General features: G+C 62.5%; 18 protein-coding genes and 1 tRNA gene. 11 read left to right on the top strand and 8 right to left on the bottom strand.

The window, feature by feature from the left end:
• The first annotated feature begins 6 nt into the window (after window positions 1–6).
• The 6 genes from EGM87_RS01110 to EGM87_RS01085 all read left to right on the top strand — a co-directional run bounded on the left by EGM87_RS01110 (window position 7) and on the right by EGM87_RS01085 (window position 5,469).
• Window positions 7–705 (top strand): tetratricopeptide repeat protein, encoded by a 699-nt coding sequence (locus tag EGM87_RS01110; RefSeq protein ID WP_025549908.1) that lies wholly within the window; start codon window positions 7–9, stop codon window positions 703–705.
• A gap of 14 nt (window positions 706–719) precedes the next feature.
• Window positions 720–2,063 (top strand): outer membrane protein assembly factor BamB family protein, encoded by a 1,344-nt coding sequence (locus EGM87_RS01105; protein ID WP_410483120.1) that lies wholly within the window; start codon window positions 720–722, stop codon window positions 2,061–2,063.
• 117 nt (window positions 2,064–2,180) lie between these two features.
• The gene (der, locus tag EGM87_RS01100; RefSeq protein ID WP_044661752.1) at window positions 2,181–3,548 is read left to right on the top strand and encodes a ribosome biogenesis GTPase Der; all 1,368 of its coding nucleotides are present in this window, start codon (window positions 2,181–2,183) and stop codon (window positions 3,546–3,548) included.
• A complete protein-coding gene (locus tag EGM87_RS01095) occupies window positions 3,535–3,750 on the top strand; it encodes a sulfurtransferase TusA family protein (protein WP_137709278.1) in 216 nt (71 codons plus the stop codon). The genes der and EGM87_RS01095 overlap by 14 nt, the downstream gene beginning before the upstream one ends.
• A 102-nt stretch (window positions 3,751–3,852) precedes the next feature.
• Window positions 3,853–4,296 (top strand): Hpt domain-containing protein, encoded by a 444-nt coding sequence (locus tag EGM87_RS01090; protein WP_048577963.1) that lies wholly within the window; start codon window positions 3,853–3,855, stop codon window positions 4,294–4,296.
• A 141-nt stretch (window positions 4,297–4,437) separates the two neighbouring features.
• Window positions 4,438–5,469 carry an LLM class flavin-dependent oxidoreductase gene (locus EGM87_RS01085; protein ID WP_137709279.1) on the top strand — a complete coding sequence of 344 codons (1,032 nt, stop codon included), beginning with the start codon at window positions 4,438–4,440 and terminating at the stop codon, window positions 5,467–5,469.
• Here the strand turns inward: EGM87_RS01085 and EGM87_RS01080 are convergent.
• Window positions 5,437–6,558: an acyltransferase family protein gene (locus EGM87_RS01080; RefSeq protein ID WP_044661750.1), complete on the bottom strand. Its 1,122-nt coding sequence runs from the start codon at window positions 6,556–6,558 to the stop codon at window positions 5,437–5,439. The two genes, EGM87_RS01085 and EGM87_RS01080, sit on opposite strands and share 33 nt — an antisense overlap.
• Window positions 6,559–6,704: 146 nt before the next feature.
• Between EGM87_RS01080 and EGM87_RS01075 the strand changes: the two genes are divergently transcribed.
• Window positions 6,705–8,363 (top strand): ATP-binding protein, encoded by a 1,659-nt coding sequence (locus EGM87_RS01075; RefSeq protein WP_048577965.1) that lies wholly within the window; start codon window positions 6,705–6,707, stop codon window positions 8,361–8,363.
• A gap of 4 nt (window positions 8,364–8,367) precedes the next feature.
• Here the strand turns inward: EGM87_RS01075 and EGM87_RS01070 are convergent, their stop codons facing one another.
• The 6 genes from EGM87_RS01070 to EGM87_RS01045 form a co-directional block, all read right to left on the bottom strand.
• On the bottom strand, window positions 8,368–9,819 hold the full coding sequence (locus EGM87_RS01070; RefSeq protein WP_137709280.1) for an MATE family efflux transporter: 1,452 nt from the start codon (window positions 9,817–9,819) through the stop codon (window positions 8,368–8,370).
• Between the two features lie 106 nt (window positions 9,820–9,925).
• The gene (locus EGM87_RS01065) at window positions 9,926–12,649 is read right to left on the bottom strand and encodes a valine--tRNA ligase (RefSeq protein WP_103000741.1); all 2,724 of its coding nucleotides are present in this window, start codon (window positions 12,647–12,649) and stop codon (window positions 9,926–9,928) included.
• Window positions 12,650–12,708: 59 nt separating this feature from the next.
• A complete protein-coding gene (locus tag EGM87_RS01060) occupies window positions 12,709–14,751 on the bottom strand; it encodes an alpha/beta hydrolase family protein (RefSeq protein ID WP_137709281.1) in 2,043 nt (680 codons plus the stop codon).
• A 217-nt stretch (window positions 14,752–14,968) separates the two neighbouring features.
• A complete protein-coding gene (locus EGM87_RS01055) occupies window positions 14,969–15,460 on the bottom strand; it encodes a DUF2497 domain-containing protein (RefSeq protein WP_044661746.1) in 492 nt (163 codons plus the stop codon).
• 69 nt (window positions 15,461–15,529) lie between these two features.
• Window positions 15,530–17,002: a TolC family outer membrane protein gene (locus tag EGM87_RS01050; RefSeq protein ID WP_137709282.1), complete on the bottom strand. Its 1,473-nt coding sequence runs from the start codon at window positions 17,000–17,002 to the stop codon at window positions 15,530–15,532.
• A gap of 20 nt (window positions 17,003–17,022) precedes the next feature.
• The gene (locus tag EGM87_RS01045; RefSeq protein WP_044661744.1) at window positions 17,023–17,655 is read right to left on the bottom strand and encodes a protein-L-isoaspartate O-methyltransferase family protein; all 633 of its coding nucleotides are present in this window, start codon (window positions 17,653–17,655) and stop codon (window positions 17,023–17,025) included.
• Window positions 17,656–17,856: 201 nt separating this feature from the next.
• Here EGM87_RS01045 and EGM87_RS01040 point away from each other — a divergent pair.
• Window positions 17,857–17,930: transfer RNA gene (locus EGM87_RS01040), tRNA-Cys, on the top strand.
• A gap of 29 nt (window positions 17,931–17,959) precedes the next feature.
• On the opposite strand, the gene EGM87_RS01035 is transcribed toward EGM87_RS01040, so the two are convergent.
• Window positions 17,960–19,162: a tyrosine-type recombinase/integrase gene (locus EGM87_RS01035; protein WP_137709283.1), complete on the bottom strand. Its 1,203-nt coding sequence runs from the start codon at window positions 19,160–19,162 to the stop codon at window positions 17,960–17,962.
• 182 nt (window positions 19,163–19,344) lie between these two features.
• On the opposite strand from EGM87_RS01035, the gene EGM87_RS01030 reads away from it, so the two are divergent.
• From EGM87_RS01030 to EGM87_RS01020, 3 genes are all read left to right on the top strand, one after another.
• Window positions 19,345–19,581 (top strand): helix-turn-helix transcriptional regulator, encoded by a 237-nt coding sequence (locus tag EGM87_RS01030; RefSeq protein ID WP_373886289.1) that lies wholly within the window; start codon window positions 19,345–19,347, stop codon window positions 19,579–19,581.
• Complete coding sequence (locus EGM87_RS01025) at window positions 19,578–19,871, top strand: hypothetical protein (RefSeq protein ID WP_048578846.1); 294 nt, start codon at window positions 19,578–19,580, stop codon at window positions 19,869–19,871. Before EGM87_RS01030 ends, EGM87_RS01025 begins: the two co-directional genes overlap by 4 nt.
• A gap of 476 nt (window positions 19,872–20,347) precedes the next feature.
• The gene (locus tag EGM87_RS01020) at window positions 20,348–22,111 is read left to right on the top strand and encodes a hypothetical protein (RefSeq protein WP_137709284.1); all 1,764 of its coding nucleotides are present in this window, start codon (window positions 20,348–20,350) and stop codon (window positions 22,109–22,111) included.
• Window positions 22,112–22,154: the final 43 nt, after the last annotated feature.

The following is a 22,154-nucleotide window of genomic DNA, read 5'->3' as shown; positions in this document are numbered from 1 at the left end:
ACCCAAGTGGCCCTGACGCCGCAAAACAGCGAAGCCTTCATGCGTGAGGTCGACGAAGCCGTCCGGCAGGACCAGTTGCTGACCTTCTGGCAGCGCTTCGGCCGCTGGATCGTGGCGGCGGTGGTCATCGGCCTCGCGGCCTTCGCCGGCTGGCTCTATTGGCAGCATTATACGAAGACGCAGTCGCAGGCCGTGTCGGAGGAAATGGACAAGGTGATCGCCACGGCGGTCGGCGGCGGCACGCCCGATGCGAAGGAACTGGACAAGCTGACCCAGGCGAGCCAGCCCGGCTTCCGCGCCTCCGCCCTGCTGGTGAAGGCCGGCACCGCCGCGCGCAAGGGCGACAGCAAGGCCGCCATCGCCGCCTATAAGGCGATGGCGGATGACGGTTCGCTCGACCGCCCCTATCGCGACCTGGCGCTGATCCGCCAGACCACGCTGGAATATGAAAGCCTCGCTCCGCAGCAGGTGGTCGACCGGCTGAAACCCCTGGCCGTCGAGGGCGCGCCCTGGTTCGGCAGCGCCGGGGAACTGGTCGCCATCGCCTATATGAAGATGCGCAAGCCCGATCTTGCCGGGCCGCTGTTCGCCGCCATGGCGAAGGACAGGAACGTGCCCCAGTCGATCCGTTCACGCGCGCGACAGATGGCAGGCTTATTGGGTGTGGATGCAGTCGAAACGCCGGTCGCGGCGGGACAGGAATGATTGGGCGCATGGGAATGCACAGCATGACGAAATTTTCGGGCGCCGGCCGCGCCCTGACCGTGGCCATGATGATCGCCCTGCTGGCGGGTTGCGGCATCGTGGGCGGCAAGAAGGGCGGCCCCAAGACCCCGGTGGTCGGCAAGCGCACCTCGATCCTCAGCAATGAACAGGGGGTGGAGGTCGACCCGACGCTGGCCGACGTGCCCGTGACCCTGCCCGAACCCTATGTGAACGACCAATGGTCGCAGCCGGGCGGCAGCCCCGCCAAGACCATGGGCAATCTGGCGCTGGGACCCTCGCCCTCGCAGGCCTGGACCGCCTCCATTTCGGGCAGCACGCCGCAGGCCCGCCTCGCCTCCGCTCCGGTGGTGGTCGGCGGCAAGCTTTATGTCATCGACGCCGATGCGCGGGTCATCGCCTTCGACGCCAACAGCGGTGCGAAGCTGTGGCAGACGCCCCTGCCCGCCGAAGGCAGCGGCCGGGCCCTGTTCGGCGGCGGCGTGAGCGTGATCGACGGCAAGCTCTATGCCAGCACCGGCGTGGGCGATGTCGCCGCGATGGATGCGAACAGCGGCGCGATCCTGTGGAAGAAGCGCCCCGGCGGCCCGCTGCGCGGCGCGCCGACGCTCGCCAATGGCCATGTCTATGTGATGGGGCAGGACAATCAGATCTTCGCCCTCAACCAGAGCGACGGCGAGGTGCAGTGGACCGACAGCGGCACGCTGCAAGTAACCGGCATTTTCGGCGTGGCCGCCCCCGCCGCCGCGCAGGGCACGGTGATCGCGGGCTACAGCTCGGGCGAACTGACCGCCTATCGCTATGAAAATGGCCGGACGCTGTGGGGCGACGCGCTCTCGCGCACCAGCATCTCGACCGCCGTGGCGTCGCTGACCGACATCGACGCCGATCCGGTCATCGATCGCGGCCGGGTGTTCGCGATTGGCCAGGGCGGCCGCATGGCGAGCTATGAACTGGTGAGCGGCCAGCGTCTGTGGGAAATCAACATCGCCGGCATTTCCACCCCTTCGGTCGTGGGCGAATGGGTGTTCGCCGTCACCAGCGACGCCAAGCTGCTGTGCGTCGCCCGCGCCACGGGCAAGATCCGCTGGATCAGCCAGCTCCGCCGCTGGCAGAAGGAAAAGAAGAAGGACAAGGCGATCCGCTGGACCGGCCCGGTGCTGGCTGGCGGGCGGCTGGTGCTGGTGTCGACCCATGGCGACCTCAACTATGTCGATCCGACGACCGGCAAGATCCAGGCGGAAATCGATCTCGACCGGTCGATGTCGCTGTCGCCGATCGTCGCGAACAACACGCTTTATATCCTGGCCGATGACGGAAAGCTGACGGCATTCCGCTGACGCCACCGGCGATTTCAGGTAAACGTGCTCCTGCGAAGGCAGGAGCCCAGTCCAAGCGGTGGAACTGGGCTCCTGCCTTCGCAGGAGCACCCATTTTTTAAAGGATACGGGCCTCTCATGCTGCCCACCGTTGCCATTGTCGGACGCCCCAATGTGGGCAAGTCCACCCTTTTCAACCGGCTCGTCGGCAAGAAGCTGGCGCTGGTCGACGACCAGCCCGGCGTGACCCGCGACCGGCGGGAGGGGCAGGCGAACCTGCTGGGCGTCGATTTCACCATCATCGACACCGCCGGTTATGAGGATGAAGACCCGCAGACCCTGCCCGGCCGCATGCGCATGCAGACGCAGGCGGCGGTCGAGAACGCCGATGTCGCGCTGTTCGTCGTGGATGCTCGCGCGGGCATCACCCCGCTGGACGAGGAAATCGCCCGCTGGCTGCGCGAAGGCGACGCCCCCGTCGTGCTGATGGCCAACAAGGCCGAGGGCAGGGCAGGCGACGACGGCGTGATGGAGGCGTTCAGCCTGGGCCTGGGCGACCCGGTTCCCTTCTCCGCCGAACATGGCCAGGGGCTGGCCGACCTGTTCCAGGCGCTGCTCCCCTATATCGACCGCGAAGAGGAGGAAGAGGAGGCCGAACCCGAAGAGGCCGACCTCGAATCCGCGCCGCTGAAGCTCGCCATCGTCGGCCGCCCCAATGCCGGCAAGTCGACCCTCATCAACCGCCTGCTGGGCGAAAACCGCCTGCTGACCGGGCCGGAAGCCGGCATCACCCGCGACTCCATCGCCGTCGACTGGAGCTGGACCAGCCCTGACGGCGAAGAACGCCCGGTCCGCCTGATCGACACGGCGGGCATGCGCAAGCGCGCGAAGGTGCAGGACAAGCTGGAAAAGCTGGCGGTTTCGGACGGCCTGAACGCTGTGAACTTTGCCGAAGTCGTCGTGCTGCTGCTCGATTCCACCCGCGGGCTGGAGGCGCAGGACCTGCGCATCGCGGACAAGGTGATCGAGGAAGGCCGCGCCCTCGTCGTCGCGCTCAACAAATGGGACACGGTGGAGCATGGCTCGGCGCTCTATCAGGGCATCAAGCAGGCGCTGTCCGACGGTCTCGCGCAGATACGCGGCGTGCCGATCATGACCGTCTCCGCGGCCACCGGCAAGGGTCTGGACGACCTGATCCGCGTCGCCTTCGAAACCCGCACCGCCTGGTCGCAGCGCGTGTCGACCGGCATCCTCAACCGCTGGTTCGAACGCGCGCTGGAGGCCAATCCGCCTCCCGCCCCCGGCGGCAAGCGGATCAAGCTGCGCTACATCACCCAGAACAAGACCCGCCCGCCGACCTTCGTGCTGTTCGGCACGCGGCTGGACGAGCTGCCGGAAAGCTATCGCCGCTATCTGGTGAACGGCATCCGCAAGGAATTGGGCTTCGGCGCGGTGCCGGTGCGGTTGACGCTGCGCAGCGCCAAAAACCCCTATGCCAGCAAGTGAAGCGGTTCATATCGACGCCAGGGGGATGAAATGCCCCTGGCCCGCTCTCCGCGCGGCGCGGGCGATGCGATCCGCCGATGCCGTGACGGTCGAGGCGGATGATCCGATTGCGCCAGTGGAACTGGAGGCCTTGGCCCGGCAGCAGGGTTGGACCTTCATTGCCGAGAGGCCGCATCTCTTTGCTCTCGCTCGATCGCTCTAACGATCCTCCTCCCATCGTGGTGCCTTCTCCCCTCGCGCCGCAACTTAACCCCCTATTTACGCTCCTCTTCTATATTCCCCCGGCAGAACAGGGAGTGTCAGGGTGTCATATCAAGAGGCCGAACTGGTCAACTGGACCGATTTTGCCAAGTCCCGATCGGAGTTGGGGACCGCTTTCCTGCGGATTCTGGGCTATTTCCGCGAGGACGGCGCAAAGGCGATCAGCGCGATCGAGGAAGCCTTCCGCGCCCGCAACGCCGCTGCGCTGGTCACCCCGGCCCACACGCTGAAGGGCGAGTCGGCCCAGTTCGGCGCCTATCGGCTGAGCGGCATGGCCGAGAAGATCGAGATGGTCGCCCGCCGCTGCGTCGAAAGCCGCGAAGGCCCGGACGAACTGATCGAGGATGTCGTCGCGCTGCGCCCCTGCTTCACAGAGACGATGGCCCTGCTCGACCGCGAGGCCAATCCGCTGGTCGCTCGCCGGCCGCAGGGCTTCGGCAGACGCGTCGACAGTCCGGCCCCAGGATTTGGCCGCGCCGCCAGTTGATTTCGGGGAGCAATCCTTCGCCATTCAGTGCGCCGCGATGGGTCGGTCCGCCTTCCACCCATCCAAACCCCGCTGACGCCACGCCCAAATCCCTCTCGAATAGTATTGAAATAAAACCGGTCATCCCCCCATATGCGGGTCATGACCCGTTTCTCCGTTCTGGACCTTGTCCCCGTCAACGAAGGCAGTAGCGCCAGTGAGGCGCTTGGCCGCGCCGCCGCCTTTGCCGCCCATGCCGAAAGCCTTGGCTTCCACCGCTATTGGGTGGCGGAACATCATGGCATGCCGGGAATCGCCTCGGCGGCGACCGCCGTGGTCCTGGCGCATATCGGACAGGCCACCAGCCGCATCCGCATCGGCGCGGGCGGCATCATGTTGCCCAATCATGCGCCGCTGCTGATCGCGGAGCAGTTCGGCACGCTCGCGGCGCTCTTTCCCGGCCGCGTCGACCTGGGTCTCGGCCGCGCTCCCGGCTCCGACCAGCGCGTGGCGCAGGCGATGCGGCGGACACTGACGGGCGGCCCGGACGAATTCCCTCGCGACGTGATGGAGTTGCAGGCCTATTTCGCGGGCGACAGCCGCCTCGGCTTCCAGGCGACCCCCGGCGCGGGTGAAGATGTGCCGCTCTGGATTCTCGGCTCCAGCCTCTATGGCGCGCAACTGGCCGCCGCACTGGGCCTTCCCTATGCCTTCGCCTCCCATTTCGCGCCGGGCGCGCTGGATGAGGCCATCGCCATCTACCGCCGTGATTTCCGTCCGTCGGCGCAGCTCGCATATCCCTATGTGATGGCGGGCTACAATGTCTTCGCCGCCGACACGGTGGAGGAGGCGCGGCTCATCGCCACCTCCATGCAGCAGGCCTTCGTGCGGCTGCGCACCGGGCAGCCGGGCAAGCTGCAACCGCCTGTGCCCGGCTATTATGAAAGCCTGCCGCCGCAGGCGCAGGCGATGCTGGCCGATGTGCTGAGCGCGTCGAGCATCGGCACCCAGGCCGATGTCGAGCGCGACCTGGCCGCCTTCATCCGCCGCACGCAGGTGGACGAGATCATCATCGGCGGCCAGATCCACGATTTCGAGGCGCGCAAGCGCAGTCTGGAAATCGCCATGGCGGCAGGCCAGGCGGTGGCCGGCCGAACGGCGTCAGACAGCCATCAGGCGGCCCCCGCTCAATAGCTTCGCAAGCCCCGGCGCGGCGCGGCTGAGCAGCGATCCCAGCAGCACCACGGCGACCAGCACCAGTAGCGGCTGCACCAGCAGATAGGCGGGATAGAAGGGTGAGCCCAGCTTGCCGAACACGACCCCCAGCACCGGTCCGCCCAGCCAGATCAGGATGAGGTGAGAGCAGAAGAGGAAGAAGGCGAAAGGCTCGATCCGCAACAACATGCCCCGCGCCGCGCTGGCCGCCAACGACCAGGCCAGCCGCCAGAAGAACAACGCCGCCGCGACCCGCACCGCCATGTCCAGCACCGCCGTGCCGACGCCCGGCGGCAAGGCGCCCGGATGCAGGGAAATATAGAGCTGCGCGGTCATCAGCAGCGCAAAGGGCGGCGCCGCGACCATCCAGGGCAGCGCCGCCACGCGATCGGCCAGCCCCTCGCGCCGGGCGACGATGCCCATGATGAAGAAGAACAGGATCGATGCGCGCATCAGCACCGGCGGCCCCCAGCCCATGATCTGGCACAGCGCCGCCATCGCGGCGACCGCCCCCAGCGCCCAGCCCGGCAGGCGGACGAACAGGGGCGCGGCGAGCATGCACAGGAACAGGTCGCGCAGGAACGGCATCTGCACGTTGATGTCCGGATTGCGGCTGACGATGAATAGCTCCTCGAACATCCAGCCGGTGGACGAGGGCACGGGCGCGGACAGGCCCAGCATCCAGGCCGCACCCGAAACGAACAGGATCGCCAGCGCATTCCACAGGATCATCGGCAACAGGATCGTCCGCGCCTTCCGCCCGACATGGCGCAACCAGTCGTGGGTCCGCGACGACCCCTCGACCAGCCAGCCGGAAATCAGGCCCAGCAACGGCACGGCGCTGCGCCCGAAAACCTCCATCAGGCCCCAGCGCAAACTGTCCTGCGACGTGCCCCTCAGGCTTTCCAGATCATGGCCGTTCAGGCCCGTCCACGCATGGACATAGACCACGCCCAGAATGCAGATCACCCGCGCGATGGAGATCGCGTCGGAGCGCCGCGCCGCATCCGTCGTCAGCACCCGCGACACAGGATTTTCCCGATTTTCGGCCAATGTTTCAACAGCCAAGCCTGACACGCATTTCCTCTGACCATCGCGGCGCCGGGCGTGGCCGCACCATTAACATGGGTGAGCGATAAGCAGATTCTTTACCAGTCGCCGGTTAAATCGATCCGACGTGCCGGAATCCCGTCCGGTCGAAGGAAAACAGGTTCATGACCCAGATGCACGGTGCAGACCATTTCGCCGGCGCGCAGCCGCATGTCTTTCAGGCTCCGGTCGATGCCATGGGAATGGTTTTCCAGATTTCCGGGTCCAGTTCGCAATTGATCATCGACGCCTCGCGCATTGCCGCGCTGTCGCATGATCCCGATCCTTCGCTCGCCATGGCGGGGCAGGTCGGCAGCCAGGTGAAGATGCGCGTCGGCCAAGTCTGGCTGATCGCCAGCGTCCGCGCCATGACCATGGACCGGCAGGACAGCAACAGCATCATCGTCGACATCGACTTTCTGGGCGAAGGCGATGAGGAAAAGCTGACGGGGCGCATCTACCGCTTCCGCCGGGGCGTGACCCGTTACCCGACGCCGGGGACGGAGGTCTATCCGGTATCGAGCGCGGACATGCAGCAGATCTATTCGGCCGACGACCGCCCCCATGTGCAGATCGGCACCGTCTATCCCACGTCCGACACCCGCGCCGCGCTCTATGTCGATTCGATGCTGGGCAAGCATTTCGCGCTGCTGGGTTCGACCGGCACCGGCAAGTCGACCAGCGCCGCGCTCATCCTGCACCGCATCTGCGACCTGTCGCCGCAGGGGCATATCGTGATGATCGATCCCCATGGCGAATATGGCGCCGCCTTCCAGCAGAATGGCGCCGTCTATGACGTCAACAACCTCGCCCTCCCCTATTGGCTGATGAATTTCGAGGAGCATTGCGAGGTGTTCGTCACCTCCGAAGGCTCAGAGCGGACGGTGGATTGCGACATCCTCGCCAAATGCCTGCTGGCCGCGCGGTCCAAGAACCGGCTGGCGGAGAGCATCGGCCGGCTGACCGTCGATTCGCCCGTCCCCTATCTGCTGTCCGACCTCACCAACATCCTCCAGAACGAGATGGGGAAGCTGGACAAGGGCACCGGATCGCTGCCCTATATGCGGCTCAAGACCAAGATCGACGAGATCAAGAGCGATCCGCGCTACAGCTTCATGTTCTCCGGCATGCTGGTCGCGGATTCGATGCAGGAATTCCTCGCCAAGATCTTCCGCCTGCCCTCCGGCGGCAAGCCGATCTCGATCATCGACGTGTCGTCCATGCCGTCCGACATCACGTCCGTCGTGGTGTCGGTGCTGTCGCGGCTGGTGTTCGACTATGCCCTCTGGGCGCGGGACGAGCCGCAGCGCCCGATCCTGCTCGTCTGCGAGGAAGCGCATCGCTACATCCCCAGCAGCACGACCGGCGGCGGTCAGGCCGTCCGCCGCATCCTGGAACGGATCGCCAAGGAAGGCCGCAAATATGGCGTATCGTTGGGCCTCATCACCCAACGCCCGTCCGATCTGGCCGAAGGCGTGCTGTCGCAATGCGGCACGATCATCTCGATGCGCCTCAACAACGACCGCGACCAGGCCTTCGTTAAGGCCGCCATGCCCGAAGGCGCGCGCGGCTTCCTCGATTCCATTCCCGCCCTGCGCAACCGGGAGGCGATCATCTGCGGCGAAGGCGTCGCCGTGCCGATCCGCGTCGCGCTCGACAATCTGGAGGAGGAGCGGCGTCCAGCCTCGGGCGATCCGAGCTTCACGGAACTCTGGCGCCAGTCCGGCGGCGAAGCGGACATCCTCGACCGCACCATCACGCGCTGGCGCAGCCAGGGCCGGTAAGCGATTATCCCGCCGGGACGATCCGTCCGGCGGGCTCGCTCTCCGCATTGATGCTTTCGCGGCACTCCTCCTCGTCCACGGGGACGAGCAGCTTCGCCTTGCGCCAGCCGCCCTGCAGGTAAACCAGCCCTGCCAGCAGGAAGGACGACGCGGAACCGACGGGAAAGCTCAGCCACAGCGCGTCTGCCCCCAGATGCGGATAGCCCAGATGGTAGAAGCCCAGCCGCACCGCGAAGAGGGTGAAGATCAGGATCAGCAGCGGCCGCACCACCACGCCATTGGCCCGCATCACGCCGAACAGAATCATCGTGCCGCCGAACAGCACGAAGCTCCAGCTCGCCAGAAGCTGCATGTGCCAGGCGGCGGCGATGGCGGCCTCGTTCCGTCCCAGGAACAAGGCCAGCAGCGGCGCGTGGAACAGCAGGATCACCGCCACCATCGTGCCGGTGATCAGCAGCAGATAACCCATGCCATAGCCGGTGATCCGGCTGATCCGGTCCCATCGCCCGGCGCCGATATTCTGCGCCGCCATGGCGCTGACCGCCGCGCCCATCGCCATGGCCGGCATCTGGAGATAGGTCCAGATCTGCTGCGCCGCGCCATAGGCCGCGGTGACCAGAAAACCCTCCCGGTTGACGAGGCCGATCATCACCAGCCCGGATGCGGACATGACGATCATCTGCAATCCCATCGGCAGCCCCTTGCCGAACAGGACGCGCATCTGGTCCGGCGCGGGGCGGAGATAAGCCAGTTCCCGCCCGCGCAGGCGCAACGGCAGATCCTTCGCATAGGTGTAGAGGACAAGGCCGATCAGGCTGACCACGCCCGCCGCCGCCGTTGCCGCGGCCGACCCGCCTATGCCCATGGCCGGGATCGGCCCCAGTCCCAGGATCAGCACCGGGTTGAGCACCAGGTCGACGCCCACGCTCACGAACATGAAGATCAGCGGCGTTCGCGCATCCCCCGTGCCGCGCAGGCCCATCATCATCATGACGCTCAGCAGGGAGGCGGGCATGGCAACGAAGATCACCCGCAAATAGACGAGCGCCAGGTCGAACGCCTCCGCCGGGGTCGCCAGCAGCCGCAGCAAAGTGGGCGCGCCGATCCATCCGGCGGTCGCGACGACCAGGCCCAGCAGGGTGCAGAAGCCGACGGCAGAACCGAAGGCGCGGCGCGCCGCGTCCAGATCGCCCCGTCCCACCGCCTGCGCGATCATCACCGTCGACGCCATGCCGAAGCCGAAGACGATGGAGAACATCAGGAACATGGTGATGTTGGCGTTGGCGGTCGCCGCCAGCGCCTGCGCGCCCAGGAAACGGCCGACCCAGATGGCGTTGATCGATCCATTCAGCGACTGGAGGATGTTGGACGCCAATGTCGGGACGGCGAACAGCAGCAGGGCCGATGCGATCGGTCCCTGCGTCAGGTCCCTGGCCCGATGTTCCCCTGCAACCATGATCCCTCCTGCCCCCTTGCGGATGGGGACCGTAGGGACGCCGTATCCTTCCGGCGCGCCCCTTCCGGTCCTTTTGCCGGCGCACCCTGCCCGATGCGCCGGCCGTTCAGGCGAGCCGTTCCAGCGCCGCCTTCAATCTTTCCGCCTCGGCCGCCTTTTCGCCATGGTCCTCCCGCGCCTTGGCGACGGCCTCGGGCTTGGCCTTCTCGACGAAGCTGGGATTGGAAAGACGCGCGGACAGCGAATCCCGTTCCTTCTCCGCCGCCGCCAGCGCCTTGGCGAGCCGCGCCTTTTCGGCGGCGATGTCGATCACGCCCTCCAGCGGCAGGATGAATGTCGCCTCGTCCACCACGATCTGCGCCGCGCCGCCCGTGACGCTGTCGCCGAAGGACAGGCTTTCCACCCGGCCCAGGCGCGCCAATGCGGCCCCCTGGCGGTCGATGCGGCGGCGGGTTTCCTCCGACGCATCATGCACGACGACGCCCAGCTTCGCGCCCGGCGGCACGTTGAGTTCGGTGCGCGCCGTCCGCATCGCGCCGATCAGGCGGATCAGCCAGTCGATCTCCGCCTGCGCCTCGCCGTCGACGGCATAGAGCGCCTGCGGCCAGCGCGCGACGATCAGTTCGCCTTCCCGCGTTCCGGTCAGATTCCATAACTCTTCGGTAATGAAGGGCATGAAGGGATGCAGCATCACCAATATCTGGTCGAACGCCCAGCCGGCCACCGCCCTTGTTTCTTCATCCATGGAGCCTTTGGTCAGCTCGATATACCAGTCGCAAAACTGGTCCCATATGAAGTGATAGATGGCGTTGGCCGCAGCATCGAAGCGCAGTTCGGCCATGGCGGTGTCGATCGCCTGCACGGTCGCCACCGTTTCCGCGACGATCCAGCGATTGACCGGCGCCTCCGCATGGGGCGCCTCATGGCTGGTCGAGGCCGTGACGCCGTTCGATTGCAGGAAACGGGCCGCGTTCCACAGCTTGGTCGCGAAGTTGCGATAGCCCTCGACGCGCTTCTCATCCATCTTCACGTCGCGGCCCTGGCTTTCCATCGCCGCCATGAAGAAGCGCAGCGCATCCGCGCCGAACCGGTCGATCAAACCCAGCGGGTCGACCACATTGCCCTTGGACTTGGACATTTTCTGTCCGTCCGCGGCGCGCACCAGTCCGTGGAGGTAGAGCTTGCGCCACGGCACCTTCTCTCGCGGATCGCTCCGCTCCGGACCCATGAACTCCATCCCCATCATAGCCATGCGCGCATCCCAGAAGAACAGGATGTCGAAGCCGGAGATCAGCAGGTCGTTGGGATAGTGGCGCTTGAGCGTCTCTGTCTCTTCCGGCCATCCTAGCGTGCCGAAGGGCCAAAGCGCGGAGGAGAACCAGGTGTCCAGCACATCGGGGTCGCGGGTCAGCCTTTTATTGCCGGCAAGAGCCTGCGCTTCCTCTTCGCTTTCCGCGACATAGGGATTGCCGTCCTCGTCATACCAGGCGGGAATCCGATGCCCCCACCAGAGCTGGCGCGACACGCACCAGGGCTGGATGTTCTCCATCCAGTTGAAGAAGGTCTTTTCCCAGGTCTTCGGCACGATCTCGATCCGCCCGTCGCGCACCGCCTGCATCGGCGCGACGGCGAGCTTCTGCGCATCGACATACCATTGGTCGGTCAGCCAGGGCTCGATCACGACGCCGGACCGGTCGCCAAAGGGCGTCTGGATGGTGCGTGGCTCGGCGTCGGTGACGACCTCCTCACCCTCCTTGTTCCTGGTGACATGCGGAACCAGCAGGCCAAGCGCCTTCATCTCCGCCACCACCAGTTCCCGCGCCCCGTCCACGCCGTCGTTGCGGAAGCGGTGCAGGCCCAGGAACCGTTCCGGGATCAGCCCGTCGGCGGTCTGGACGACATTGGCGTCGGCATCGAACATGTTGAGCATTTCGGCCGGCCTGAAACCCGCCCGCTTGCCCACTTCGAAATCGTTGAAATCATGTCCGGGCGTGATCTTGACCGCACCCGATCCCAGTTCCGGATCGGCATGCTCGTCAGCGACGATCTTGAAGCGGCGGCCAGTGATCGGCTGGAGGATGTCCTTGCCGATCACATCCCGGTAGCGCGGGTCTTCGGGATGAACGGCGACCGCCATGTCGGCCAGCATCGTTTCCGGACGCGTGGTCGCCACGACGATATGGTCCGCGCCATTGGCAAGGCGAACGCCATCGGCCAGCGGATAGCGGAAATGCCAGAAGCCGCCCTTCACCTCCTGCGTCTCGACCTCCAGATCGGAAATGGCCGAGCGGAAGCGCGGGTCCCAGTTCACCAGCCTCTTGTCGCGATAGAGCAGCCCACGGCGGTGCAGTTCCACGAACACCTTGATGACGGCCTTGGAAAAGCCCTCATCCATGGTGAAGCGCTCATTCGCCCAGTCCATGGAGCATCCCAGGCGGCGAAGCTGGCGCGTGATCGCGCCGCCGCTCTCCGCCTTCCACTCCCACACCTTCTCGATGAACTGCTCGCGCGTGTAGTTGGTGCGCTTGTCCTGCCGCGCCTCCATCTGCCGCTCGACCACCATCTGCGTCGCGATGCCGGCATGGTCGGTGCCCACCACCCACAGCGCATCCTTGCCGCGCAACCGTTCGTAGCGGATCGCGATGTCCTGCAACGTGTTGTCGAGCGCATGGCCGATATGCAGGCTGCCCGTCACGTTCGGCGGCGGGTTGACGATGGTGAAGGGCTCTGCGTCGGGTCGTTCCGGGCGGAACAGCCCCTTCTCCTCCCAATGGGCGTACCAGCGGGATTCGATTTCGGCGGGGTCGAAGGTCTTGGGCAGTTCGGTCATAGGCTGGCCTTTACGCAAGGCGGCGGCGGCGTCAACTTTCCGCCGCCTCGGGGGCGACCTTATTTCTTCGTCCACCGGTCCAGCCAGCCCAGCGCCTCATCATACCATTGCAGCGAGTTGCGCGGCTTCAGCACCCAGTGATTCTCGTCCGGAAACACCAGCAGCTTCGACGGCACGCCGCGCCGCTGCAACGCGGTGAAGGCCGCCAGCCCCTGCGTATAGGGAATACGGAAGTCCTTCTCCCCCGTCACCACCAGCATCGGCGTCTTCCACCGGGTCACATGGTTGACGGGGTTCCATTTCTCGAACTCCTGCGGATTTTCATAATAGGGCCCGCCATGTTCCCATTCGTCGAACCACAGCTCCTCCGTTTCATAGGCCATGGCGCGGGCGTCGAATACGCCGTCATGCTGGACCAGGCATTTGAACCCGTCGGGCCAGTTGCCCGCGATCCAGTTCATCATATAGCCGCCATAGCTGGCGCCGAGCGCGCAGCCATTGCCGGCATCGACCTGCGCATCCTTGGCCGCGGCGGCGGCCAGACCCAGCTTCAGGTCCTCCAGCGGCTTCCCGCCCCAATCCCTGTTGATGCTGTCGGTAAAGGCCTGCCCATAGCCGGTCGAGCCGTGGAAATCGACGATCACCGCCGCATAGCCATGGGCGGCGAACGCCTTGGGATTCCAGCGATAGGACCAGCTATCGTTGAAACTGCCCTGCGGCCCGCCATGGACCAGCAGAGCCACCGGCAGCTTGCCCGCCCCCTCCTTCGGCTTCACGATCTGACCCCAGACGGTGTCGCCATCGGCGCCCCTGAAGCTGAAGCGCTGCACCGACACGTCGTCGATCCCGGCCAGCTTGTCCGCATTCACGCTGGTCAGCCGCACTGCCCTGCCCTTGCCGGGCATCTTCCAGAAATCGGCGGGCGCCTGGATGCTGTCGAGCGAATAGACGAAGCCACCTTTGGGCAAGGGCAGGACGCTGCCCACATGCCCGGTCCGGGTCAGCCGCGCGACCCTGCCCGACGCAGCGTCCACCCGGAACACCGGATGATCCAGCACATCGTCCGCCGTGACCAGAAGGCCCTTCCCGTCCGCCGCCCAGGCGATGGACGCGACCGACCGGTCCCACGCCTCGGTCAGCGCCCTGGTCTCCCCGGTCGCGATGTTGCGCAGCATCAGCACCTGCCGGTCGCTCTCATAACCGGGCCGCTTCATCGCTGCATAGGCCAGCCATTTCCCGTCCGGAGAGACGGCGGGCATGCTGTCCATCGCATCATTGCCGTCCGTCAGGTTGACGGGCGCCGCGCTGCCGTCGGCGGGAACCGCGAAAATGTCGAGATTGGTCGAAAGGGATTCGATCCGCCCGGCCTCACGCAGCGCGAAGAACAGGGTCTTGCCGTCCGCGCTCCACGCAATCTCCTCGGCGCCGCCAAAGGGCTTGGACGGGCTGTCCCCGACCAGCGCCCCCATGACCGACACCGCCCTGCCGCCGCCAAGCGGCATCACGAATATCCGGGAACGCTGGCCGTCCGCCCACATGTCCCAATGGCGTACGAACAGTTGGTCATAGACCCGGCCCGTGCCCGCGCCGGGCGGCGGGGCCGCCTTCACATCGTCCAATGTCTTCGCGCCTACGGGCCGGTCCGCCCACAGCGCGACCCGATCGCCCGCCGGACTCAGCAGGAAACCGGAAATCCCGCCGGGCGCCTGCGTCACCTGCTCGCTTTTGCCGCCGGTCAGGGCAACTCGCCAAAGCTGGTCGTCGCCGCTCTGGTTGGAGAGATAATAGAGCGATATCCCGTCCGCCGAAAAGGCAGGCGCGCTTTCATTCTTATCCGCGACGGAGGCGATCAAGCGGGGCGCCGCGCCCGCCTGGCTCAGGTCCAGCAGGTACAGGTCCGTCCGCCCCCTGTTCCCCGCAAGATCGGTCACGCGCAACTGATAGGCCAGCCATTGCCCGTCCGGCGAAACCGCCGGCGCCGACACGCGGCGGAGGCCGACCATGTCGCTGGGCGTGAATGGCCGGGCAGAGGCCGGCGCGACGGCCAACGCGGATTGGGCCAGGGCCAGAGCGCCAAGTCCCGCCTGCAGAAGATATTTCATGGATGAACACCCTTGGATCGGATCGCGCCGCTCTCGTGCGGGCGGCGTCGACAGCTATGGACAAGGGTGTAGGCAGCGTCCCGCCATGGCGCAAGGATCAACCACCGGAGCGTAACAAAAGAACAAAGATCGTCGGATCATGATGCGTAAGGCACGCAACGCGCCCAGGACCGGCAACCGTTCGCCACAAATAGGCGAATCAGCGCCTGCTGCCGGCTCAACGGCCGGTGATGCGGGCGATTTCCTTGGCCACCATATCCTCGACCATCTGCGGCAGCCGCGCGTCCAGCCATTCCTTCAGCATCGGCTTCAGCATCGAACGCACCAGCCCGTCCAGCGTATTGTCCTCGCCTTCCCTGGGCGTCACGAGCATGGAGGACAAGGCGGACAGCGAATGCCGGGCCGCCACTTCGCTCTCGACGGACAGGATGGACGCATCCTCCTGCTCGGCAACGGGCCGGGGGGTGCGGGACGTTCGGTGGGCGGGCATGGGTTCCTCCACAGCAACCTCGTCGGTCAGTTCCAGCACTTCGTCGCTGGCAGGGTCGGACATCGCCTCCGCGACCGGCACGGGCCTGACCTTCTGCGCGGCCTCGCCGCGCACGCGGCGCGGCAGGGTCTGCACCGCTTCCTCGCCCTCTTCAGCGATGATCCGCTTGATGGACGACAGGATGTCCTCCATCGAGGGTTCCTTGCTCATGTCGCCCATGGTCAACCCCTGTTCCAGTCCCCGTTAACGCCATAGCACCAAAGGAACGCCTTCGGGGTTAAAATTGCGTTAAGGCTGCGCCAAACCGGGGTCCACATTGGCGTTTTGCGCCGGGGAGTCAACGGTCCGCGTCGATTGAACCTTCGGCGCCGGGTCGAAATCCCAATCGAACCACTTGCCCTTCACCCGCTCATAATTGACCATCGGATCATAGAGGGCGCCGGTTTCAAGGTTCAGGTCGTCGGCCTCCGCATGGCCCATGGCCGCCAGCAGGCTGAAGCCCGCGACATAGGCATTGCGCCGCGCCGTCACCAGTTGGACCTTGGCGTTCACCGCCTCCTGCTCGGCATTCAAGATGTCCAGGATGGTGCGGCTGCCCACGGAATTCTCCGCCCTCACCCCTTCCAGCGACAGGTTCGCCGCGTCCACCGCCTTCTGGTTCGACTGGATGCTCTCCAGCGAGGCCTGCCAGCTCGCATAGGCGGATCGCGTCTGCGCGATGACGCCGCGCTCGACCTCGATCTCCTGCTCCATGGCCTGCGATTCGAGCGCCTGCCGCTGCCGCACCTGCGCGGCCGGACGCCCGCCCTGGTAGAGCGGAACGCTGATCTGCACGCCCGCGGACGCCTGCTTGTTGATCTGCGATCCGTTGGCGCTGTTCACGGCGTTGAGCGAGTCGAGATAATTGGTGTAGCCCGCCTGGGTGAAGGCGGAGAGCGTGGGCGACACCGCCGCCTTCGCCGCCCTCACATCATAGGCCGTCGCTTCCCGGCTCTTGGCCGCGGCCAGGATGTCCGGATTGTCCTTCAGCGCGACCTGCACCGCGGCGTCGGGCGTCGCGGGCAGTCCGGGCAGTTCGGGCGGCGGCTGAAGATCGCCCGGCGCCTCACCCACCAGCGCGATGTAATTTTCCCGGCTGGCGATCAGGTTCGCTTCCGCCGTCTGGAGATTGGAGCGGGCGAGCGCCAGCCGCGACTCGGACTGCGCGACATCCGTCCGGGTCACGTCACCCACTTCGAAGCGGTCGCTGGTCGCCTGGAGATTGACCTCCAGCGCCTTCACATTGGCCTGGTTGAGCGCGACCACCGCACTGTCGCGGATCACGTCCATATAGGCGGCCACCACCTGCGAGAAGACGCTCGCCTCGGTCCCGCGCAGATCGGCCTGGCCCGCGGCAACGCGGGTCTTCGCCGCCTTCACGCCGTTGCGCACGGCGCCGCCGGAATAGACCGGCACGGTCAATTGCGCGTTCGCATCCACCGTCCGCTGCGGCGAGGTGAAGCTGATCGTCGGCTTGAGAATGCTCTCCGTATAGGTTCCGTTCGCTCCCAAAGAGGGCCGACCCGCCGCCTTCTGCAGCGGCACATTCTCGTCGGTCGCCCGCTGCCCGGCGCGCGCGCCCGTCAACGTCGGGTTGGACCGGTAGGCCTTGGCCAACGCCCCCTGCAACGTCTCCGCATGGGCCGCGCCCGCCAGCGTGGAGGACATCGACAGCAACAGGATGAGGGCGGCGCGCCCCGGAAGCTGAACTTTTGCCGTCATGTCCCCCCCAACAGGCCCTTTCAGAACACAAATCTTTCCGGCGCCGCGAAGCCCGGAAGCACAACCATTTCGATGTCGGCGAGGCGGGAAAGACCCAGCACGCCCGACACCACCCGGCCGCTGCACAGACGGGTGACGCCGCGCTCGACGATACCCGTCACCACCCGCGCGCCATCGGCAAGCTGCTGAACGAGCGCGGCGGGCACTTCCTCCACCGCGCCGTCGACAAACAACACGTCATAAGGCGCGCCGGCCGCGGAACCGGCATTCAGGGGGCCGCGGACAAGGGTGATGCCGTCGACCGCGATCTGCGGCCCGCCCTCTTCCTCGACGGCGGTGACCTGCGCGCCCAGCGCCGCGAGCAGCGCCGCGCTGTACCCGGTCGCCGCGCCGATCAGCAGCACCTTGTCGCCCTTGAGGATCTGCGCTTCCTTGAGCAGGCGGCCCGTCACCAGCGGCGGATTGAGCGCACGCCCATTCGCCAGCGGGACCGGCCGGTCGACATAGGCCATCGCCCGCCGCTCGGCCGGCACGAATTCCTCGCGCGCCACATGCGCCATCGCCGCGATCACGCGCTGATCATCCACATCGCTGGTGCGAAGCTGGCTTTCGACCATGGCGGTCCGCATCGATGAAAAATTCTGCTCGGTCACGACAATTCCTCGACTGGGATAGCTTTTTAGAAAAGCTGTATTAGGAAAGCAATACAGCAAAGATATAATCGGACCTCTAAATCAGCGGACAAGCCACGCCAAGCGGCTTTGCGCGCCGCGGCGCCAGAATCTTGCGCCCCAATATAACAGCGCTGCTTGACTTTGCATCAAAAGCCGCACATTTGCGGCCACCCATGCCGAGGCCCGATGGCGGAGTGGTGACGCAGCGGACTGCAAATCCGTATACGCCGGTTCGATTCCGGCTCGGGCCTCCATCAAGCTATTGATTTAAAATGGTTTTTTTCTAAGCCGCATTAGCTTGCCCGTGACCCCTGATATTTGTGTGTAATTTTGGTGTAACGCCGACAGGAACTGGGCGGTCGATGGCGGTAATAGCCTCATCGATATGTTGGCCGTAGATATGGGTATAGCGCAGCACCATTGCCAAGGTCTTGTGTCCGCTGATCCTTTGTATCGTCGGTAGATCGACGCCAGCCTGAACCAACCGCGTTATTGCCGTATGCCTCATTGTATGCGGCGTGATTTTCGAGGTATCCAGCTTAGCCCTTGCCACAGCGCGAGCAAACTGACGCCCCATATTGGTCCGATAGCCTACCTTTGATGCGTCACCGTTAGCGGCAGGAAAAATCCAACCAGACGAATCACCATCGGCCTTGCGCTGACGACGAAGTGCCGCTGCCAGACTTGGCGTAACGGGTTGCTCCCTCTGCCCAGCTTTAGCTTGAGGAATGAATATGCGGCGATGTTCAAAATCTATCTGGTCATAACGAACTTTCAGAATCTCACGATGACGCATGGCTGCGCCTAGCCCAAAAGCCACAAACAACCAGAGCCGGTCATCTTCATCCATCATAGCCGCCGCCATCAATGCATCTGATTCCGCCTCTGAAAGAATCGTGATCGGCTTTAGGTCTTCGGTGGCCTTCTTCATTTCAGGTACACGGTCCGCGCTGATCCACTTCCAAGAAACAGCCGATTTGAGCATATGAGAAAGGGTAGCGAATTCGCGGTTGATCGTAGCCTCCGAAGCCCCCGCCTCTCCGCGCTCCTTCCTGTATCGATCAACGTCAAATGTTGTGATCTTATCCAGCCGGTCCCGACCGAAATAGGGCTTGAGGTGCATTGCCAGATGTTGCCGCTTCGCCCGGATGTTTTTGCCACCCGATTCTTCCAGTCGAACAAGATAGTCGTCTGCCGCTGCGGCGAAGGACATTGCAATCTTCCTACCCTTGGGAAGGTCCAGCCTTTCCTCTCTCGCCTTGGTCCTCAGCGTCTCGATGGCACGTTCGGCTTGTTCGCGCGTGACGCCATCACTCTCTCGCCCGATGACCCGGTGAATTCGCTGGCCGTCTACCATTATGTTGATTTTGTAACGTGCATCGCCGTTAGCCAGCCGTTCCACATGAATCCCATGCTCATGGAGTTTGCCTCCTGGCTGCAACGAGCGAATTGCAGGTCGAGTAAGTTTAGAGAATTTGAGCGACATTAACACCTCCAGATTGCAACATTGCATTATCTTTTTTAAGTCTCTGGAGTCAAATTCGTTATTTGAAACGAAATCTAATTGGAACTACTAATTTATACGAATAAAAAAGACAGTAATTCGTATTAACCTCGTTTGACGCCCTCGGTCGTTTCAATTTAAGCGACATCCCTCTTTTTAACTTTATGGGATTGTACGCCGTGAATCAAAGTAACATGAGAATATCTCTGTCCCAAGCACTTGCAGGCATACAGGGAAGGCTTACCCGCGAAGACGCTGCTGCGTTTTTGGGTTTTAGCTCGAAAACCTTGGCTGATTGGAAGAGCAAGGGGCTTGGCCCCAAAAGCCATAAGCTAGGGGGACGACGCTTCTACTATGTATCCGATTTGGAAAGCTTCCTGCATCAGGAGGCCAGCCGATGAGCCGCCGTACAAAAATGATCGATAGCCCCTACACCGCCTGCTTCATTCCTCTTTCCGAACATGAATATCTGCGGAAGCTGGTTGAAGCCAAAGCGTTGAAAGCCGAGGGTGGCATCGCCAAACGTAAAGCTATTACCATTGAAACCAAGACGTCAGAGGCGGCTCTAATCAAGGCTGCCAAGGCATGTGGGTTTGGTGTCGTGCGCGCTGGCACGCATTACCTAATCTATAATGGCAAGATAGCCTTTGAGACGCTTCAAGCTAGCCTAGCAATGTCACCAAAGGACTAAATGCTTACAGGATCACATTGTGATGTGTATTTTGAAAAATTACCATTGATTCTTGTTTATCTTGTCCTCCCCCAGTCCATTCGCTCCCATTTACGGCGTTTTATCACCCGGACTTTAACAGTGTTGTTTATTTATAAGGGAAAAGTTTAAAAATACCATGACATGTTGATTTATGTTTTGAACAAAGATAAATATTTATAAATAACCATTTGCAATATTTAAATTAATATCATTACTATATTTAACTCCGCAAGATAGATCATTTAAATTTTTATGATGATAATTAATTACGATATCTTCTTAAATTCTTACAAGAAAATATAATTAAAATCATCAAATACTAAATAATATACTACATCTTATTAGGAAGAGTTGATTTTCTACCGATTGTATATATTTTCTGATTCAAAGTTCGACATAATATATAATTTACTAAAGATAAATGTCGGATTTTTGGAAAAAAAAGAAGGAAATATATGTTATTTAGTAGTTTTAAATCAAGTTCAGATTATATTGAAATTAAAAGTGATGATAGATCAATTTCATGTCATCTTTCATCTTCATCTCCGGCGACCCCTTTTCAAAGAGCATTCTCTTCTCTGAAAGATAAAATGAAGGATTGCTTGCATTCCCGTTGTGCGTCCGGTGTCCATATATTTTCTGCTGACGCAGGCAGCGGTAAATCCAGAGCCGTTCAATCTTTCGTCCGTGAATGGAAAGAGACTGGCTTTCCCGGCGATGGCAGCATCATCATCTTTCTCGCCACTTTCGATGAGATAGATAGCTTCCGTCAGAGCTGTCAGCTTGACCAGTCCGATTTTGCTTGCGTGTCAGCAGATAGAAAATTCAACCAGTTCGGCCTTGGGCGATCTCGGTCTAACGAGGCAAAGGTCTTGTTCACCACCCATGAGCAGGCGCGGCGACGTATCGCGGAGCATGGCGGCTTCGAGGCGATTGCCTCATTTCATTACCTGGGTAAACCTAGGACTTTGCGGCTTTGGGATGAAGGGCTAGATGCTGCCCGTCCCGTTTCCTTCAATCTCAACATCCTCGAAGCGCTTCCGACGCTTTTACGCGACGTTGCCGGTAGCGATGGGTTGATCACGGCGATTGACGCTCTCCGGCTGGACAAGGCGCAACGACAGGCCGGTTTTATCCTTTCCTTTCCGATTGAGCTTCGCGACCTCGCCCACTCTATTGCGATACCATGCAAAAAGGCGGGGTTGCCCTCCGATATCCTCCAAGCGGTGGAAGGGCTTGCCCATCTTGCAGGTCAGCGGGCGATTTTAAGGAAAGAACGGAAGGGCCTTATGGTCGTGGGAGCGGGGGAACCGATACCGAACGACCTTGCGCCGTTGATCATTTTTGACGCCTCTGCGCGGCTCCGTCGATCCTATCGCTATTGGGCAGACCGATGTAGCAACGTAAATTTCCTGCATATGGCGGTTGCAGATTATTCAGCGATGGAATTGCATTGGTGGGATCGAAGCGCGGGTAAATCTTCGCTCGCTGATCCGGTAGAACGCCAACGCATTGTAGCGGTAGCCGCCGAGCTAATAAACAACAGCGATGCCGAATGGCTGGTCATTCATCAGAAGAAGGTCGAAAGCCGGTTCAATGGGGTAAGCTATTGCGTGGCAGACGAAATCCAAGAGAAATTGCACACGCAGGCGAAGGCGCGTTTTATTCATTGGGGAAAGCACATCGCCAGCAACGAGCATCGGGATATCAAGAATGTCCTAATCATCGGCGGCAATCATTACCCCTATCAGGGCTATGAAGCCATCTATATGGCAGCTACCGGCACGTTAGCAAACATCGATAAGGCCGCAGTTGGGATGATAGGCGCATACGAATTTGCGCACCATGTGTATCAAGCCGCATGCCGCTCGAACCTGCGCAATATGAACTCCGAAGCGGCAGGAACGGCAAACGTCTATTTGATTGCTGCAAACAGGGGTGGCCGTAAAGAGGCGCTTGAGGAGGCGTTTCCGAATTGCACCATGTATGACTGGACGCCAGTTCCACCTAAACGAAAGAAGAAGGTACAAATCGTGATGGATACCATGATGGCCTTATTCAGTAACGGTCGGCTGGTCGTCACAACAAAGGAATTATGGCAAGCTTGCGGAGGTAAGAATGCGGATTACCTTAAGCGCATATGGCAAGACTCCTCATTAGCCGAATTTATGACAGATAAAGGCATTCGAAGACGGGGAAATAAGTTGATTATAGGATAGAGGCACAATAAATACCCGCTATCCGTTCCAATCAATAAAACGC

This window comes from Sphingobium sp. RSMS, assembly GCF_005406185.4.
GTDB lineage: Bacteria > Pseudomonadota > Alphaproteobacteria > Sphingomonadales > Sphingomonadaceae > Sphingobium > Sphingobium fuliginis.
This window is presented reverse-complemented; position numbering and strand designations above follow the sequence as displayed.

What these genes read in the sequence shown, in the direction of transcription:
- EGM87_RS01105 (WP_410483120.1), top strand. Translation starts at nt 720, where the DNA reads ATGCACAGCATGACGAAATTTTCGGGCGCCGGCCGCGCCCTGACCGTG.
- der (WP_044661752.1), top strand. Translation starts at nt 2,181, where the DNA reads ATGCTGCCCACCGTTGCCATTGTCGGACGCCCCAATGTGGGCAAGTCC.
- EGM87_RS01095 (WP_137709278.1), top strand. Translation starts at nt 3,535, where the DNA reads ATGCCAGCAAGTGAAGCGGTTCATATCGACGCCAGGGGGATGAAATGC.
- EGM87_RS01085 (WP_137709279.1), top strand. Translation starts at nt 4,438, where the DNA reads ATGACCCGTTTCTCCGTTCTGGACCTTGTCCCCGTCAACGAAGGCAGT.
- EGM87_RS01075 (WP_048577965.1), top strand. Translation starts at nt 6,705, where the DNA reads ATGACCCAGATGCACGGTGCAGACCATTTCGCCGGCGCGCAGCCGCAT.
- EGM87_RS01070 (WP_137709280.1), bottom strand. Translation starts at nt 9,819, where the DNA reads ATGGTTGCAGGGGAACATCGGGCCAGGGACCTGACGCAGGGACCGATC.
- EGM87_RS01065 (WP_103000741.1), bottom strand. Translation starts at nt 12,649, where the DNA reads ATGACCGAACTGCCCAAGACCTTCGACCCCGCCGAAATCGAATCCCGC.
- EGM87_RS01060 (WP_137709281.1), bottom strand. Translation starts at nt 14,751, where the DNA reads ATGAAATATCTTCTGCAGGCGGGACTTGGCGCTCTGGCCCTGGCCCAA.
- EGM87_RS01055 (WP_044661746.1), bottom strand. Translation starts at nt 15,460, where the DNA reads ATGGGCGACATGAGCAAGGAACCCTCGATGGAGGACATCCTGTCGTCC.
- EGM87_RS01050 (WP_137709282.1), bottom strand. Translation starts at nt 17,002, where the DNA reads ATGACGGCAAAAGTTCAGCTTCCGGGGCGCGCCGCCCTCATCCTGTTG.
- EGM87_RS01035 (WP_137709283.1), bottom strand. Translation starts at nt 19,162, where the DNA reads ATGTCGCTCAAATTCTCTAAACTTACTCGACCTGCAATTCGCTCGTTG.
- EGM87_RS01030 (WP_373886289.1), top strand. Translation starts at nt 19,345, where the DNA reads ATGGGATTGTACGCCGTGAATCAAAGTAACATGAGAATATCTCTGTCC.
- EGM87_RS01025 (WP_048578846.1), top strand. Translation starts at nt 19,578, where the DNA reads ATGAGCCGCCGTACAAAAATGATCGATAGCCCCTACACCGCCTGCTTC.
- EGM87_RS01020 (WP_137709284.1), top strand. Translation starts at nt 20,348, where the DNA reads ATGTTATTTAGTAGTTTTAAATCAAGTTCAGATTATATTGAAATTAAA.